Source organism: Okeania sp. SIO2F5 (assembly GCF_010692685.1).
Classification (GTDB): Bacteria; Cyanobacteriota; Cyanobacteriia; order Cyanobacteriales; family Microcoleaceae; genus Okeania; species Okeania hirsuta.
In genome coordinates this window covers 59,517-76,987 of record NZ_JAAHGU010000015.1, presented here as the reverse complement: position 1 = coordinate 76,987, position 17,471 = coordinate 59,517, and the positions used below count along the sequence as shown (strand labels likewise).

Sequence of the window (17,471 nt, the reverse complement as noted above, 5' to 3'; positions counted from 1 at the left end):
GCTGAAGTTATTGTTCAGAGAGGCGGAACTTTACCGAACTACTTACTCAAAGACAAAATGAAAATCAGCAAATTCTCAAACTTAAAATTCTCAAAACTCAGAATCATCAAAAATCACAAATGAAAATCTTATTAACAGGTATTAACGGACAACTAGGAAGTCAACTACAACCCCTCCTCACAAAAATAGGAGAAGTAACCGCAGTAGGACGAGAAAATTTAGACCTAGCAGACTCCAATGCTATCTCCCAACTTATAGACCAAGTTAAACCAGAAATAATTATCAACGCCGCAGCTTATACAGCAGTTGACAAATCTGAAAGTGAACCAGAATTAGCTCATGCTGTAAATAGTATTGCTCCTGGAATTATGGCAAAAGAGGCTAAAAAATTAGGAGCAACCTTAATCCACATTTCCACTGACTATGTTTTTGATGGTAGTCAAAGCACCCCTTACATAGAAACCGACCCGACACACCCCCTCGGAACTTATGGTAAATCTAAATTAGCTGGGGAAGAAGCAATTCGAGAAACAGAAGCTAATCATATTATTATTAGAACAGCTTGGGTTTATGGAACTTATGGAAAAGGTAACTTTGTCAAAACCATGTTGCGGGTAGGTAAAGATAGGGAAGAATTAAGAGTTGTCTACGATCAGGTCGGTTGTCCAACTTGGACGGGAGACTTAGCAGAGGCGATCGCTAAAATTATTCCGCACCTCAATTCGGAAACCTATGGAACTTATCACTATACAAATAGTGGAGCGATTAGTTGGTACGATTTTGCCATGACTATTTTTGAGGAAGCAAAACAACTGGGTTTTCCTTTGGAAGTAAAACGAGTAGTTCCCATTACTACTGCCGAATATCCAACTCCAGCAAAACGACCTGCTTTTTCAGTTTTGAATAGTGGAAAAATCTCAAAAGTTTTGGGGAACCATTCTCCTTATTGGAAAGATAGTTTGAGGCAAATGTTAAAGCAGTTAGCTGTTTAGAATTTAGAATTTAGAATTTAGAATTTAGAAGTTAAATTGGCAGTACAGATTGACATACTCCTGACGTTGCGCTTACGCGACATGACGAACGGGGGATTCTTCAGGCAGGGAAGTCCTGACCGCAGTTAATGAATCCAACTATCACTCCCTCTCTCTAGATAACAATATTTTCCACAGAGTCACACCAGGCTCACTCAAAAAAACTATATAGTTCTTAGTAAGCAAAAACTATAACGTTGCAGATTTTGTATCTGAAACCCACGGGTGGAGTAAGTATTGAAAAATGTACTCGTCAACAGCTAGAGTTTTTTGTTATACCAATTTCGAGCTAATAAATTTGTCTAATGAATTCTACTACTACTCCTTCTCCTTGGATAAAAATATTTCAACCGATTTCTCAACCTACTCTACGTTTCTTCTGTTTTCACCCTGCTGCTGCTGGAGCTTCCTTGTTTCGCCTTTGGGGAAAATACTTGCCTTCAAATATAGAGGTCTGCGCCATACAATTACCAGGTAGAGAAACTCGGATTAAAGAACCTCTGATTACTAAATGGGATGATCTTTTACCTCCACTGACTCAAGCTTTGTCACCCTTAATTGAAGAACATCCCTTTGTATTTTTTGGGCATAGTCTCGGTGCATTAATAAGTTTTGAAGTGGTTCGTAAACTACGCAGGGAAAAACTTCCTGTTCCTAAATATATGTTTGTCTCTGGTCGTCGCGCTCCTCAAATTCCCATTGATAACCTACGTCATCAAGCATCTGACCAAGAGTTAATTTCCACTTTGCGAGAATACGGCGGTACTTCTGAAGCAGTCTTACAAAACCAAGAGCTAATGGAATTGTTTTTACCTGTATTACGAGCTGACTTTACCCTCAATGAAAAATATACGTATTTTCCTGAAGCACCCTTAGAATCTCCGATCGTTACTTTTAGAGGTAAAAATGATTTGGAAGTTAGCTTGCAATATTTATCCGAATGGGAAAAGCATACTATTAGTAATTTTGCCTTACATGAATTTCCTGGGGGTCATATGTTTTTCCAACAAGAACCGAAAACTTTAATTGAGACGATCTTAAAATTTCTGTAGGGTATTGAGTGTTAGGTTGCAGTTGAAAAATTAACAATTAACAATTACTTCTTCTTAAAAATAAGACAATTCAAGAAGTTAGAAAAAATGTATATCTAACCATCTAAGGAATGAGAATCAAATAAAGTCCACATTTTTTTTACTCATTAACAGCCAGATTTTTTATTATACCAATTTAGAGCTAATAAATTTGCCAATGAATACCACTATTACTCCCTCTCCTTGGATAAAAATATTTCAACCGATTTCTCAACCGACTTTACGTTTATTCTGTTTTCACCCTTCTGCCTCTGGTGCTTCCTTGTTTCGTCTCTGGGGAAAATACTTGCCTTCTAATATAGAGGTATGTGCCATACAACTACCAGGAAGAGAAACTCGAATTAAAGAACCCCTGATTACAAAATGGGACAATCTCTTACCTCCATTGACTCAAGCATTAAAACCGCTAATTATAGAATATCCTTTTGTATTTTTCGGGCATAGTCTGGGTGCGGCAGTCTGTTTTGAAGTAGCTCATCAACTGCGAATGAAAAAACTCCCGACTCCCAAATGTCTATTTATTTCAGGTCGTTACGCTCCTCATATTCCCATTGATAACCCAGTTCATCAAAAGTCAGACCAGGTTTTAATGTCTAAATTTCGTGACTACGGTGGTACTCCAGAAGCAGTGTTACAAAACCGAGACCTAATAGAATTATTTTTACCAATTTTACGAGCAGACCTCACTCTCCACGAAACATATATTGAATCTGGTGAACCTCCTTTTCAATTTCCCATAGTTAGTTTTAGAGGTAAAAATGATGGTGAACTTAACCATGAAGAATTATTTGAATGGAGTCACCATACTCTCGGTTCTTTTGACTTACATGAATTTCCAGGAGGTCATATGTTTTTCCAAAAGGAACCGAAAACTTTAATTGAGACAATCTTAAAATTTCTGTGAGGCAATTTCAGTTATCAGTTATCAGTTATCAGTGCTTCCAGCTTAAATAGAAGACTTGAAATAGGGAATTTTATTTTTTCTATCCCCTTAAAAATTGGAAGCTTAAGACCTTATTTCTTATTTCTTTAATGTTCCTTGAATTACAGCACTTTGTGTGGATAGTAAGCTACAGTTTTAAAAGGTAAGCTATTAGCCTTATTACCTTTAGTTAACAACTCAAGTTCCTCTTTCTTGTGCTTCAATTATCTGGTTGAAAATGTAGTAAAATGTAGTATAAGTTAAGCAAATGCTTGGTTCGTTAATGAAAAAACTTGTTTGTATAGCATGACCTAGGAAGAGCTGACTATTAATATCTGAATGCTTACTTTAAAATTAATTTCTATTCCCGATTCCCGATTCCCGATTCCCTAAAAAAAATGAAAATTCCTAATTACTTCAAATTTACCATAATACTTATTTTTATCTTATCAACTCTCTCTAGTTTTTCATCCTCAAGTATAGCTGACGAACTCCCTTTGAGAGATAGATGGAGTCCTTCAATTTTTGGAAAAAATGATGAAGTAGGTTCAGTTAATTGGATTAGTAATAAAAAAGTTTTAGAATCTCTAAAATTAGTCAAAAAAGGTAAAGTAGCTACTCTTGGCAAAGTTTATCAAAGTGATGCTCCGGTATTTGCACAACGTAATTGGAAATTAATAATTCCCGGTCTACCAACTTATAAATTTCCCGGAGAAAATGACATTATTGTTAATGATGAATATGTGATGGCTGAGTTAGGTCAGGTTGGTACTCAATTTGATGGTTTAGGTCATATTGGCGTTAATACTTCTCAAGGAAATTATTTTTATAATGGTAATTTTTTAGAAGATTTTGGCACATCCTACGGGTTAAATAAATTAGGAGTAGAAAAGATTGGAGAGTTAGGATATGTGACGCGGGGAGTGTTATTAGATATTGCTAATTATCGAGGAGTTGAACGTTTACCAGTTCCCCAAGGTAAGAGTAAAAATGACTCAGGAATTATTACTATTAATGATATTAAAGGAGCGATAAAAAAACAAAAAATAACTCCAATAAAACAAGGGGATGTAGTTATTTTCTATACAGGTCATGGTAAGTATTGGGGAAAAGACTGGGATAGTCTGAATCCCGAACAAAAAGCTAAAAATCGTCAAATATTTAATTCTGGACGACCTGGACCAGGTATTACTAGCTGTCGTTATTTATCTAGATTAAAAATAGCGATGGTAGGGTCAGATACTTGGGGAACTGAAGCTGCTCCTGGTGAAGACCCAAATCGACCTGCTGATTGTCATATTGAATGGATAGTTAAGCACGGTATTACTATTTTTGAGAACTTGGATGTTAGTCAATTAATAGAAGATAAAGTTTACGAATTTATGTTTGTGTTTGCTCCTCTAAAAATGAAAGGTGCAACAGGTTCGCCTGCTAATCCTATCGCTATTTATTAGTTTAGGGAGTAGGGGAAACTAATTGATGAATAAGAGTGCGATAATTAATTTTATTTTTTATTCTTGGAGATGTCTATTACTACAGGAATAAATATTGAAAAAAAAGGAAAAAATTATAGAGATAGTTGTCTAAAATAAATTGGAGTAACTCTTTTTAAGGATCTCCGATCAAGATGCAGCTTTTTGTATAGCGCTACGCGCTAGGAAACAGGGAACAGGGAATAGTAAGCTGAAAAGGTTTTTTCCTGGGGAAACGCTCCGCAAATACGATTGAAAAATGTCTTAACCAATTCTTGTAGTGCCATAGCATTCTTTTTTCGCCCTTGGTATTATACCAATTTGAAAAAAGAATGTTATCAATAATAAGGGCAATTAAAATACTTTATAGGAGATGTCTCTTGGACTAAAAAGATAAATTCAGACCTAAAAACTGTTATTAAAGCCATTCATTCTGACTCCTGAGGACTGACTCCTAAGAAATATCCTAGTTATTTGTAGCCAACACTTATCAATTTTATATTATAATTTCAAATAAGAATGAAACCATTTCACAGCAAGAAACCCTCGTCTCAATCTAAACTGAAATGGCTATATAAGTAGGGTAGCAAATATTAACCTGTTTCAAATTAATCTGTACATCCGTGCAAAAATTCGTGTCTTTCCTTCCGATTTATGTTAGTCAAAAAAAAGTCAGAACTTATTTTTATAATTATCGCTACCATTGTAATTTTCCTCCCAGCTTTCTATGTACTATTTATGATATCTAAAGCAGGGGAATTGCTAAATTTTGATTATTGGTGGATGATTAAAAATATCTATTCTATAGATGGTTTTTCCAGCAATATTTTTGACTGGATGTTTCGAGCAAACGAACATTTTGTCTTAATTCCTGCCATAATTTATGCTCTGAATATTGTTGTTACTAAAGGTTCCAATATTGGGTTGTGTCTAGCTACATTTTTCCTAGCTGTTGCTCAGGGAATTTTGTTAATTGCATTAGTAGCTAATACTCTCACAAAATATCGTCCGATACTTTTATTATTAATTTTATTCATCTCAGTTTTTAACTTTACCCCTGCTGCTGCTCATAACTGGATGCGCGGATATAGTGGAGTACATTGGGTAATTGCTAATTTATTTGTTATTGCTTCAATCTTTTGTGTAAAAAAATTACTAGAATCTCAACAAAATAGATTTGCTATTGCCAGTATAATTTTGGGAATTTTAGGATGTATTAGTTATAGTACCGCTCTAGGAATTTTGCCGATATTATGTGCAGTTGCTATTCTATATAAATTGCCCAAAAAATTTACTATCTGTTATCTATTTTTTTCTGTTTTAGTAATAGGCATTTATTTGCTAACCTACACAACACCCTCTCATCATCCCTCATTATCTAAACTGAATTTTATTGATATAGTTACCTACATTCCTGTTTATTTAGGAGCAATTTTTACTCATAATATTCCCGTCGCTTCCGCAATAGGTTGGGTAGGATTAGTTTTAGCAGGAATATTTTTAATTTATTGGTTATTTGTAATTTATCCTCAAGATTGGTTGCCTTGGTTATCAATAATAATTTATACTTTTGGCACCGCTTTAATGGCAGCAGTTAGTCGTTCTGGTTTTGGAATAGAACAAGCGATCGCTTCTCGTTATGCTACTCTACCTTCTCTATTTTGGTTAAGTCTAATTATCCTAATTTTCTTATTGCTCCAACAACAGCAACTTACTCTCAAAAAACAGTGGTATTTTGTTATGCCATTGGTGGCAGTTTTGACTGTTTTAACTATATTAATGTATCGAGTAGGTACGGAAACTTTTAGAGAAATTGCTCATCGCGCAACTTATCAACCTTTAGTAGGATTATCGTTACAACTTGACATTTCCGATCCGACTTTAATTCAAGAAAAAGTAGGTAACCGACCTGCTGCTTTTTTAGGGTTAGTGGATGCTTTAAAAGCTGATGGTTTAGTACCTTTTCATCGAGATATAAAACAAGATAATTTTTGCGCTAATTTAGATAAAAAAATTAACTCTAATTTATTAACTGCAAAACTCCCAGAAAACTTGCAGGGATATTTTGATACTGTGACTAAATTTTCTCCAACTACAGCTAGAGTAAATGGATGGGTTAGTCAAGTTAAAAGTCAAAAGCGAGTGTGTAATTCTGAGGATACCTCAGAATGTAAGACACACTCAAGACACTCAAAAGTTAAAAATGAAGAGATTTTTGAAGTTAAATGTATTGTTATTTTGAATCAAGAAAATGTAGTTAAAGGTTTTGGGATGTCAGGTTTTCCTCGTGCTGATGTAGCAGAATTATTAGGAGCAGAATATGAATTTTCAGGTTGGAAAGGATATATCGAAGTTAAAAGTCAAAAGCGAGTGTGTAATTCTGAGGATACCTCAGAATGTAAGAGGCACTCAAGACATTCAAAAGTCAAAAATATAGAAAATATTCAAGACTCACAGCAGGAGATTTTAACAGCTTATGTGAAATTGAAAAATCGTCAAGATTGGATAGCTTTAAATAATCAACATAATTTTGGTTTTTGATATTTTAGATATATGCAATTAAATTAATTTTGTTTAACCACTTAATGCTTGTCATAGTCTGTCTGTTTCTTCATCTCCATCATCAAATAAAACGAGATATTAAATGTGTATATGTTTCTAGTAAGCGATCGTGATATGTTGGTGTTTCTGAAATAATTTTAGCCAATATTTTACTCATTAATTCATTCTTCAGAACTATATCTTTTTTTTCATTATCACTTAAACTATTATCAAAAAATAATAACTTTCCCAACGAAATTAACACTTGATTTAAGTCACCTAAATTCAATTTTTCAATACTATTTTTGATACCTATAACTAGGGGTAATAAACCAGTCTGAGCAGAATTACACCTATTACTAATGCTATACTTCCTGTCTCTTTATTCCTTGCTTCAATTTCTTCTTGAATACAAACTACAATCTCATATAATTCAGTTTCATCGAAAAAAAATCTATCAAATTTGGAGATAGCATCCCTTCAAATAACTCAAATATTTCATATCTAGATACTTTCAGAAAATACATCTCTAAAAATAAATCCTATGTCCGCTATAGCATTGCGACGAACTTTATCATCAAAGGATTTCATTTGCTTTATTAGCTCCACAACTTTTTCGTTCATATAGCAATCATATTTTTATTAGGCTAATATTTTATAAGGAGTATTACCCAAAAAAGTTAAGTATCAAGTGAAAATAGTTGTAATTAAAAAAAAATTATTTTATAGCAAAGAAAAAGTTGGTTAGGAAATATATTGGCGATAAATCTTAGGCTAGTTTATGTTACATTTAATACTTGTCAAGATTGGATAATTTTAACCAATCAATATAGTTTTAATAGTGGTGGTACATTATAGTAGTTTATTGTGATTATATTGGTGGATGAAACAGTGGAAGCAAGATGCTCCTTTACTAAATGTTGTTTGCTAGTATTTAATACTGCTTTCTATTCTTCACTATTCCCTATTCCCTTTTTAATAATTAGAATTGAACATTGAAAAGTACATACCTCAGTTTTGTGATTCCAGTTTATAACGAAGAAGCTACAATCAAACCCTTGTTTGAGAGAATTTTGGATGTAATGAATTTAGCCGAAATTAATAGTTATGAAATAATTTTTGTTGATGATGGGAGTAGCGATCGCTCTTGGATAGAGATTAATGAATTAATCAAAAAATATCCCCAAAAAATTAAAGGAATTAGATTAAGAAGAAACTTTGGCAAATCTTCTGCCTTATCTGCTGGATTTAAAAAAGCTACAGGAAATATTATCTTTACTCTAGACGCAGATTTACAAGATGACCCGGCAGAAGTACCTAAATTTTTGGAAAAGTTAGAGTCAGGATACGATCTAGTTTCTGGATGGCGAAAACATCGTAACGACCCTTTTTCCAAAACATTACCCTCGAAATTATTTAATGGAGTTACATCAATTTTAACTGGAGTAAAATTACATGACTTTAACTGTGGATTAAAAGCTTATAAAAAAGAAGTCTTAGACTGCATAAAAGTCTATGGAGAATTACATCGATATATTCCTGTATTAGCTCATAGTCTGGGATTTAAAATTACTGAAGTAACTGTCAGACATCATCGGCGAAAACAGGGAAAATCTAAATATGGTTTAGAACGTTATACTCGTGGATTTATTGATTTATTAACGGTTTTAGCAACTACTCATTATTTACATAAACCAGGTCATTTGTTTGGAAGTTTAGGATTATTATTCGGTGCTATGGGAATGACATCTTTAGGTTATTTAATTGTACTTTGGTTTATGGAGATTCGACCTATAGGTACTCGCCCTTTATTTTTATTTGGAATATTATGTATTATTCTGTCCGTACAGTTAATATCTTTAGGAATTTTGGCAGAATTAATAACTCGAAATGTCGATGATGATTATGTGGATCAGCAGATTTGTGAAGTGCTAGAAATTAAGGAAGAAGGAAGAAGGAAGAAGGAAGAAGAAAGAATAATTTAGCAAATTTTGTAGAGTGCGTATTTAAGGAAGAAGTAAGAAGGAAGAAGGAAGAATAATTGAGAAAATTTTGCTTATTACCATTTACCATGCAACAAGTTTTTTACCAATAGATAATTGACAGTTAATTCATTCGGTTTAAACCCACATTCCGCCAAGTAAAAGTCAGAATTATGATTTTACAGCTTTGAGAGATTTTCTTTTTCGAGGTGGAAAAACTAGGCAGCAAAAAATCATAATCTATATTGTTATTGCTATTGTACTTTTGGTTAGATTAGCTATGTGTTCTTAGTAGGAATAATTAGAGCTTGCTGATTAAATATCAAAGCATTGATAGATAAAAGTTAAGTAAGCATTTCCTACGGAATGCTGCGCAAACAGCTATTAGCTGTCAGCTGTCAGCAGCAAGACTCTATCTTATGGGAAAGTGTTTAAATTAATATAGACTTTAAGGCCAAGGGAGCAAACTTTTTTAGTAAAAGAATTAATAAAGCTTTTATCATCAACTAAAAGCAATAGCTGATAGCTGATAGCTGACGGCTGAATGCTTACAAAGTTAAAGCATTTTTTTAGTTGAAAAAAGTACCAGATTTTCAGACTAAAACCCTCAAAAAGTTAGCATAAAAGGCAGAATAATTACAGAAAAATAACTCTTACAAACATATTTGACTACCTCCTCTATAAATTCTATTTTTTCAGTCAATAAGCGCCCCTTTTGCTCTGACTAAAATGGTGAAAAGTCAACTTTTAATCATAAATTCAAAGCCTTCATCCCCGTGTCTGGTGTGTCTGGTGCGTTCCCGTGTCTATCGAGAATGAAACGGCCTTGTCCTACTCCCCTACTCCCCCACTCCCCCACTCCCCTACTCCTTAAAAAATACTTTTTCAGCAAACCCTAATTATTCCTTGATTTTTCTGCCTCTGACAAATAAGTTATTGCTTAAGTTTTAGTCTTTTAGTTTAAAAATTTTTAAGTTTGTCAGGGCTTGATGACAAAAAAGCAAAAAATTTGTCTGAAGTAGTTAACGAGATTTCAATATTTTTAGCCCTTGCTCTTAATTGTATGATGGTATATACTACATAAAAATCCAAAGGATAGTTATTGCTTAAAGTAATTTTGAAGCTGCAAATAACTATGATTTCGTTATTTTTAGAGGCAAATACTCTAAATTTCTCTGGGATGAATGACTAATTTTTCTCTCCTGATTTTTTGGCTGATTGATAAATTGGCAATTTTGTGGTATGCGAAATAATACAAATATAGCAAATTATTATTTGTAGGTAGAGTTGAGGAAACTAAATCCAACAAATATCAATTGCCGAATAAATTTTCTACCCACTGCTTTTCTACCTCAGACAAAATAGGTGGGGGTGGTGCTTCCGTGTAATTTATAGATAAATCATAAGCTGCCTCATCATAAATCTCATTAAAAGCAGCAGATAAGTTAAGGACAACATCTGAATCGGGCGATCGCAACGGAATAGGAATAGTTGGCAATAAATCTTGCAAAGTTAAAGGCCAAATATCTATAAATTTAGCGTGGGAACGAGTCAAAGCAACACCATAAGCAACATCTGGCATTTGAGGATGAGCAAAAGGACGAGTTGAGGTAATGATGTGAGTGCCAGTAAACAACTCATCAAAGCCAAAGTTAGTCAGAATCTGGTTAGCTGTGTGGGCAAAACTATTATGATCTGTGCCAATGAAAATACCACCCCCAGCATTTTGTAGTGCTAAAGCTTGGTTAACAGTTAGGTTTCCTGCAGAAGCACTCATGGTATTACTTGTTCTGTTGCGGATGAAAAAGGAGCTATCAAGAATGAATTCTGGTTGCTTGTTTGCTGACCATGTATTGAGAGCTTCTAAGTCTGCTGCACTAAGAAGGGAAGAGTTATGGATAGTTGTATCGAACCAAATTTGGTCATAGTAGTCAATGGGTTTAGCGTTTAGAAAAGATGCTAAGTCTCCTGAAACGTGTGTTTGAACAAAATCAACATCAAATACATTGCCATCTTCATAGTTATCAATAAAGTCGGCAATTGTACTGCGGAAATTGCCTAAGCTACCAGTACCAGGTCCACGGGTTGAGTTTAGGTAGAGAATTTGGTCAGTTGCTGTAGCAGGTAAGGCAACAGCTAGTTGAAGAATAAGTAGGGAAAATAAGGGTCTCACTGTTTTTTTGATAGTCATAAGTATTAGTTTTTCAGTGTTGGTGTACAAGTACCTTAATAGATTGGCGTTAGGAATTATTCTGGTGGCAAAGTGCCGATGCTAAGGACAGAAGGCAGAATAAAAAAGGTTTTTGAGCATCTTGAGTTCTCATTAAATACTGAAGTTTTGTAGTGCCTTCATTCCTTAATCTTTTATGGCAAACTCAAGTAGTCTATAAATATCTTGTAACAAAATTTATTCCTCTTCATCAAACACTGACGGCCAAAGTTCAACAATAGACAATTCCCACTTACCAAAAAGTTCAGGAATAGTTAACTTATCTCCATTTTTTAACTCAATTTCTTCACTATCGCAACGATAAACTATTACTATTTCTTCGTCGGGGTCTATGAATATTCCTAGTCGTACCCCCAGTTATAAATATTTCTTGATTTTCTGTTTTAAAGGTTTGATTCTATTGCTTTGAGATTTAATTTCTACTACTAATTCTGGCACTATTTCCCCAAAATAACGAATGCTTTTATTCAGACGTTCAGCATGAACAAAGGAAACATCAGGTACTTTTAAATTAGTATCTGAAATAATAAAACCAGCACTAGAATCAAACAAGCGTCCGAGACGAAGTGGATAAACCCAGTTATAAAGAGAAGCTATTAAACGAACGCCAATTTCACTAGAAAAAATATCTGACGGACTAATTCTGGCACTATTTCCCCAAAATAACGAATGCTTTTATTCAGACGTTCAGCATGAACAAAGGAAACATCAGGTACTTTTAAATTAGTATCTGAAATAATAAAACCAGCACTAGAATCAAACAAGCGTCCGAGACGAAGTGGATAAACCCAGTTATAAAGAGAAGCTATTAAACGAACGCCAATTTCACTAGAAAAAATATCTGACGGGCTCATAACTAATATTTTTTATTCGTCTAATTATAACTGATAATCTAAGCCTACTTGATTAAGATTATCTTGCAATACTTCTAAGTCTTTGACTGTAATATTTGACATATATATTTCATCTCAATTAATAATTTATTCTGTGATTTGACTATAGTTAATATGTAAGTATTCAGCTATCAGGAGTCAGCTATCAGCAATTAATAATGAATAATTACTTGTCAGATTGAGTCCGGAGACTTTGACAGTAACTTTTTATTCTTTCCTCAATTTCAAAGGTTACTTTTACCTTTTCCAAAATTAATAGCTGATAGCTAATAGCTGACGGCTGAATGCTTACTGAGTACCTAAATTATAGATGCAGCTTTAAGAGATAATTAGTACAGGAGTTTAAGGAAAAATGAGGACAGATAAAAAACTTAAAACTCAGACAAAGTAAGATTTTTCCTTCTTCCTTCTACTATATAAATTATCTGGAGTAATCATCAATTACCAATTGCTAGGTATTACCAAATAATTAATAATTAAATTATTCTGGTTTAAAGCTTCCCCTTTTAAGGGAAAAAAGCGGTCGATCTTCGCAGCTTCCTGAAGGGTGGGACGGCGAGGAAACCTGCGTCATATCCAATAGACCAAGAGAAGAAATAATATTTCCTTATATTCAACTCCGTAACGGTTTTAAGCAGAAGTAATTATCGATTATCAATTAATGAAGCACCTTTTACTTATCCTAAATATACTGAAATAATTGTCTGGATTAAAACTCATAAATTATTTGCTAAACTCACATCTACGGCTGAAAATTTATTTGAAAAATTACCCATTCTCCTTCTCTAGCCAAAATATTCCCCTCAATATCTCCATGCCATTCTACCCTAGTCAAAATATATTCAGCGCCATATTTTTTCGCCACATTAACTAATTCTTTTCCCGTCTGTTGTGGAAACAAAATTTCCATCGCACCCACTGCTAATTTATCATTCAAATCTACGCCAAAAACATCTTCCATCCGATTTTTCCACTCCCTAATTCCGCTATCTGTTTGAGGAAAATGTTTAAAGTCAACAATAACTGCCCTCTCAGAAAAAAACTGAAAATTTGACACAAATGGAGGAATTAAAATTATGTCGTTTTTATCGCTAATTTGTCTAAATCTTAAAGCTAGTTTTGTCACTTCATCTTGAGGAACTCTGTTAAACTTTACCTGTTGTTGAAATACCTCTAAAATTTTTCCTGGCAATGCCTCAAATAATCCTAAAACAAATACTAAAGTTGTCACTCCAGCCAAACTATAAGTAATTAAATATTTCCAAGGGACTGCTAAATCAACCTCATCCAAAACAAACGGAAATATTAACACCAAAAATAAACCTGATTTTGCCAATAAATGATTAAAATTTGAATCTATCCGTGACTGCCATAGGAAAAATATTAATCCAGCTAAAACTATTAACCAGACTACTAATTTGTAACTCCATTTCTCCCAAAAAAACAATCCCACCGATAAAAGAAAAAAGCAAATTCCTTGATAAGGCACAGGCAGAATTAGAGATATTATCAATAGTAAACCAAACCCTAAATTACCCTGTTGATATAACTGACTGAGCAAAATACCTACAGCAATAAATATCATCAATTGAGCAAAAGGAACAGTTCGCGCTAACTGCAATTTAGCAAATAAAGCCAGTGGGTAAATTTCCACAAAAATATAACCCAAAAACAAAGCAAAAATTGACTCTGCAATAATTAGGTAAAACTTCCATTTCTCTAGACATTTTGCATTAGTAAAAATTAAATCTTTTTTCCTTCCTTTTATCTCCTTGATCTTACCTACTTCCCCTCCTTTCCCAGAAGCTCTGAAGAAGAATATTTTCCCTTTTTCCGAATTCTGTAAAAAATCTTCTGATTTAGCAACATCAACTTTGTGAATACACAAACATCCACCCAAAATAAAACAAATAAAATCCAGCCTAATTTTCCAATTCCAATAAGCAGGAATAATATGATGAGGATTTCTTACCCAACCGTAGATGAAAACAAATTCTTCATTACTCAATTTATCAGTGCTAGTCGTACCAGTTAATAACATTGGCAGATAAACTAAACTTGCAAACCCAAATAAAATAATGAACGGCAAAACGACTTGCTTCAACTGCCGACTTTTTATCGCCTCAATAAACATAATAGGTATCATCATTATTCCCGGCAAAACACCAACTAAAAATTGTAAAATTGAAGCGATACCGAAAAATAAATAACCAATTATCCATCTTTGCCGAAAACAGAAATAAATCCCCCAAACTGTTAAACTCATAGCAAAAGTTGCAGGTATAGGAGTATTGGGAAAAAATTCTAAATATCCAACTAAAGTGTAAGCTGTTAAACTTAAAAAAATTAAAATTGCTGCGGATAACTTGGAAGGAGTAAAAAATTTACTAATTGCAGATAAACCCCAGATAAAACTAATAAAAGAAATTAGATAATAAATCAAATATGTCAGGGAAATACTACCAGTAACTTTGCTGAGAAAATAAACTAAATATTGATAGTAATATCTGGGAGTAAACTTCAACATTTCCTGAACATAGTAATCATTATTATATAGTTCAGGATGCAACATTGATTTAATTTGAGGAACATGAGTGTAATGATTTCCCACCGGAAAAGTGTATCCTCTGGTGATGAATGAACCGAGAATTATAAAAATAAATAAGGATAGAAAAAAATGCCAACTATATCGCATTTGTTATAGAAAAAAGAATAATGAATCAATATACAGGCAGTAGAACATTTTTTTGTCTATAAGCTGGTTATACTAATTAAAACAGGAATTAGGTCAATGCACTATATATAGCGGATAAAAACTATAGCACTATCGTACATATAGTGTTTTTGTCAGAAAAATATCTAATTTGATAAATATTTAGGGTTTGCTGATTAAATCTAAAAGCACTGACATATAAAAGTAAGTGTCTTTTTGGGTAAACATTCAGCCATTAGCAGTCAACTATAGCGCTGTGCGCAGCTCATCTGGCAACAGGCAACAGGCAACAGGGGGAATAAATTGCTGATCATATAAGACTTTTAGCTATTTGGCCCATCTTGCAATTTGTAAATATACCAGCGCTCATTGCTATATCAGCAATTAATAATGAATAATTATTTCTAAGGTTGAGAAAGGAGACTTTGGCAGTAACTTTTTATTATTCTTCAATTTCTCAATTACTCTTACCGAATAATTAATAATTAATAATTAATAATTAAATAATTCGCGCCTTTAAGCCTCCCCTTTTAAGGGGAAAAAAGCGGTTGAGGGATGGCGTTAGCGGAGCAGCTCTGTCAAGAGCTAGTCCCCTCGCCATATCCAATCAACCAAGAGAAGAAATAATATCTCCTTATATTCAATCAAGAACGGTTTTAACCAGAGGTAATTATACCAATTCCCAAAAATAATGCTATAGTCCCGATGGGACTTCAGTTATTAAGTAATAATAATGATTCAGTAATGTTTGTAAAGATTATCGGTATTAAAATGAAATATCTTATGTCTTTTAACCCTACTCCCTACTCCCTACTCCCTACTCCCTACTCCCTACTCCCTACTCTCAAGGAGATGTAGCAATACTTTTGAGAAATGGTATTATCAATTATCCATTATCAATTAATGAACTGTCCCAATATTAATAGCTGATAGCTAATAGCTGACGGCTGAATGCCTACGACTACTGACTTTAATGAAACGATATAAGATGTGGATATTCCTAGATATTGATGGTGTTCTAGTTCCTGAAAAAAACTTTAATTCCCCAATATACAAAGAAAATTATCTTCAATTCGATCCAATTTGTTTAAAACTATTTGAAGATATCGTACAACTATATCCAGGAGTATTAGTTGTCATCTCATCTTCATGGAGAGAAATATTTACCTTTGAATTTGTTCAGTCTTTATTTTCTCCAGATTTTCGGGAGAGAGTAGTTGGATTTACCGAATAATTAATAATTAATAATTAATAATTAATAATTCACGCCTTGAAGCCTCCCCTTTTAAGGGTAAAAAAGCGGTCGATCTTCGGAGCTTCCTGAAGAGTGGGATGGATGGGTTTCCTAACCATATCCAATCGACCAAGAAAAGAAATAATATTTCCTTATATTCAATCAAGAGCGGTTTTAACCAGAGGTAATTATCAATTATCCATTATCAATTATCAATTAATGAAGCCTTTTTTAGATCCAGAAATTATCCATCAGTTTGAATATATTCGACATCAAGAAGTAGTTAAATTTTTAATACATAACAATTGTTTAGGAGATTCATGGGTAGCAATTGATGATATTCCAGAACATTATCCCCCTGATACTCAAATAGTTGTTACTGATGCTTATAATGGCTTTGACGCATCAGCAGCATTAGCTTTAGAACTTTATTTATTAGCAAGTTGAACTAGGATAACTACATTACTTCATATTAGTAGAACAGTATTACTTCTGACTTCTTAATTACCCAATAATTAAGGTTTAAAGCCTCTTATTTAAAGGAGAAAAAAGCGGTCGAGGCATGGCTAAGTCTCCTCGTAATATCCAATCGACCAAGAGAAGAAAAAATTTTCCCTACCGCGTCAATCCTCTCCTTGAAAAGAAGAGGTAATTATTAGTTATTAATTATTAATTATTAATTGTTGAATACCTACTCCCTCTTTTCTGGAGATGTCTAATGCGTATTAACTACTTTCTCAGAATTTTGATGGTTTCGATGTTCTTCTAAACCTCGCTCAATTAACTTACCCACCAACCAAGACACAGAACGTTCATCCTCTTTTGCCCATTTCTCTAACTCTTTTTTCCACTCTGGAGGAATATAAGCTACAACTCTATCTAAATCTGTTTTTCCGCCCATTTTCAACACCTAATACTTAATTTATCTGATATTAAGCATACAAATAATTGACTAATTTGTGTTGTGCTATGCTTTACCACAATACTATATGATAGCAAAGTCTAGCAAATATATCTTCATATCTGGCCATGAAAGTTACGTCCTAGCATGGTTTTTACTGTTGAACTCATGCTCAATGAAGGAACTCACAATATTAAGACCTTAGCCGATCGCTGGACTGTAATTACCAAAGACAAAAAACTTTCAGCCCAATTTGAACATTCTGTCACTGTCACAGAAGAAGGGGTGGAAATTTTCACGTTAAATTAATGGAAAAAACACATTTTCTGTATAAATAAATTATAGATGTCTCGTTGTGAAGTTCTCTCCCGTTAAACCGGAGATTATAATGGGAGTCCCCAACAGCTATTTAAAGATGGAATGAAGGCTCAAGACCTAAAATAGTATAGTTAAACTAGCAT

The 17,471-nt window shown here is 33.6% G+C and carries 15 protein-coding genes; 9 read left to right on the top strand and 6 right to left on the bottom strand.

Translation table 11 applies throughout. The features are described 5' to 3' along the window. The first annotated feature begins 86 nt into the window (after positions 1–86). The 5 genes from rfbD (at position 87) to F6K27_RS08925 (ending at position 7,057) form a co-directional block, all read left to right on the top strand. Positions 87–992 (top strand): dTDP-4-dehydrorhamnose reductase, encoded by a 906-nt coding sequence (gene rfbD, locus F6K27_RS08945; protein ID WP_353735957.1) that lies wholly within the window; start codon positions 87–89, stop codon positions 990–992. 344 nt (positions 993–1,336) lie between these two features. Beyond that, a complete protein-coding gene (locus F6K27_RS08940; protein WP_124146464.1) occupies positions 1,337–2,083 on the top strand; it encodes a thioesterase II family protein in 747 nt (248 codons plus the stop codon). Between the two features lie 196 nt (positions 2,084–2,279). Further along, positions 2,280–3,026 (top strand): thioesterase II family protein, encoded by a 747-nt coding sequence (locus tag F6K27_RS08935; protein ID WP_124154872.1) that lies wholly within the window; start codon positions 2,280–2,282, stop codon positions 3,024–3,026. Between the two features lie 416 nt (positions 3,027–3,442). Then, positions 3,443–4,498 (top strand): cyclase family protein, encoded by a 1,056-nt coding sequence (locus F6K27_RS08930; RefSeq protein WP_124146466.1) that lies wholly within the window; start codon positions 3,443–3,445, stop codon positions 4,496–4,498. A 756-nt stretch (positions 4,499–5,254) separates the two neighbouring features. Then, a complete protein-coding gene (locus tag F6K27_RS08925) occupies positions 5,255–7,057 on the top strand; it encodes a hypothetical protein (protein WP_287275000.1) in 1,803 nt (600 codons plus the stop codon). Between the two features lie 82 nt (positions 7,058–7,139). Here the strand turns inward: F6K27_RS08925 and F6K27_RS08920 are convergent, their stop codons facing one another. Then, the gene (locus tag F6K27_RS08920) at positions 7,140–7,322 is read right to left on the bottom strand and encodes a hypothetical protein (RefSeq protein ID WP_124146468.1); all 183 of its coding nucleotides are present in this window, start codon (positions 7,320–7,322) and stop codon (positions 7,140–7,142) included. Between the two features lie 730 nt (positions 7,323–8,052). Between F6K27_RS08920 and F6K27_RS08915 the strand changes: the two genes are divergently transcribed. Continuing rightward, positions 8,053–9,042: a glycosyltransferase family 2 protein gene (locus F6K27_RS08915; protein ID WP_287275002.1), complete on the top strand. Its 990-nt coding sequence runs from the start codon at positions 8,053–8,055 to the stop codon at positions 9,040–9,042. A 1,309-nt stretch (positions 9,043–10,351) separates the two neighbouring features. Here the strand turns inward: F6K27_RS08915 and F6K27_RS08910 are convergent. The 4 genes from F6K27_RS08910 to F6K27_RS08895 form a co-directional block, all read right to left on the bottom strand. Then, positions 10,352–11,230, bottom strand: a complete 879-nt coding sequence (locus F6K27_RS08910; RefSeq protein ID WP_287275003.1) for a DUF4058 family protein — start codon at positions 11,228–11,230, stop codon at positions 10,352–10,354. A gap of 396 nt (positions 11,231–11,626) precedes the next feature. Continuing rightward, positions 11,627–11,866 carry a Uma2 family endonuclease gene (locus F6K27_RS08905; RefSeq protein WP_287275068.1) on the bottom strand — a complete coding sequence of 80 codons (240 nt, stop codon included), beginning with the start codon at positions 11,864–11,866 and terminating at the stop codon, positions 11,627–11,629. Next, a complete protein-coding gene (locus F6K27_RS08900; protein ID WP_287275005.1) occupies positions 11,866–12,123 on the bottom strand; it encodes a Uma2 family endonuclease in 258 nt (85 codons plus the stop codon). The genes F6K27_RS08905 and F6K27_RS08900 overlap by 1 nt, the downstream gene beginning before the upstream one ends. A gap of 781 nt (positions 12,124–12,904) precedes the next feature. Then, positions 12,905–14,773: a DUF6798 domain-containing protein gene (locus tag F6K27_RS08895; protein ID WP_287275006.1), complete on the bottom strand. Its 1,869-nt coding sequence runs from the start codon at positions 14,771–14,773 to the stop codon at positions 12,905–12,907. A 1,075-nt stretch (positions 14,774–15,848) separates the two neighbouring features. Here F6K27_RS08895 and F6K27_RS08890 point away from each other — a divergent pair. Next, positions 15,849–16,109, top strand: coding sequence for an HAD domain-containing protein (locus tag F6K27_RS08890; protein WP_287275008.1), 261 nt, complete (start codon positions 15,849–15,851; stop codon positions 16,107–16,109). A 102-nt stretch (positions 16,110–16,211) separates the two neighbouring features. Beyond that, on the top strand, positions 16,212–16,556 hold the full coding sequence (locus tag F6K27_RS08885) for a hypothetical protein (protein ID WP_287275010.1): 345 nt from the start codon (positions 16,212–16,214) through the stop codon (positions 16,554–16,556). A gap of 268 nt (positions 16,557–16,824) precedes the next feature. Here F6K27_RS08885 and F6K27_RS08880 read toward each other — a convergent pair whose 3' ends face one another. Then, the gene (locus F6K27_RS08880; RefSeq protein ID WP_287275012.1) at positions 16,825–17,010 is read right to left on the bottom strand and encodes a CopG family transcriptional regulator; all 186 of its coding nucleotides are present in this window, start codon (positions 17,008–17,010) and stop codon (positions 16,825–16,827) included. A 147-nt stretch (positions 17,011–17,157) separates the two neighbouring features. On the opposite strand from F6K27_RS08880, the gene F6K27_RS08875 reads away from it, so the two are divergent. Further along, positions 17,158–17,319 (top strand): hypothetical protein, encoded by a 162-nt coding sequence (locus tag F6K27_RS08875; protein ID WP_353735956.1) that lies wholly within the window; start codon positions 17,158–17,160, stop codon positions 17,317–17,319. Positions 17,320–17,471: the final 152 nt, after the last annotated feature.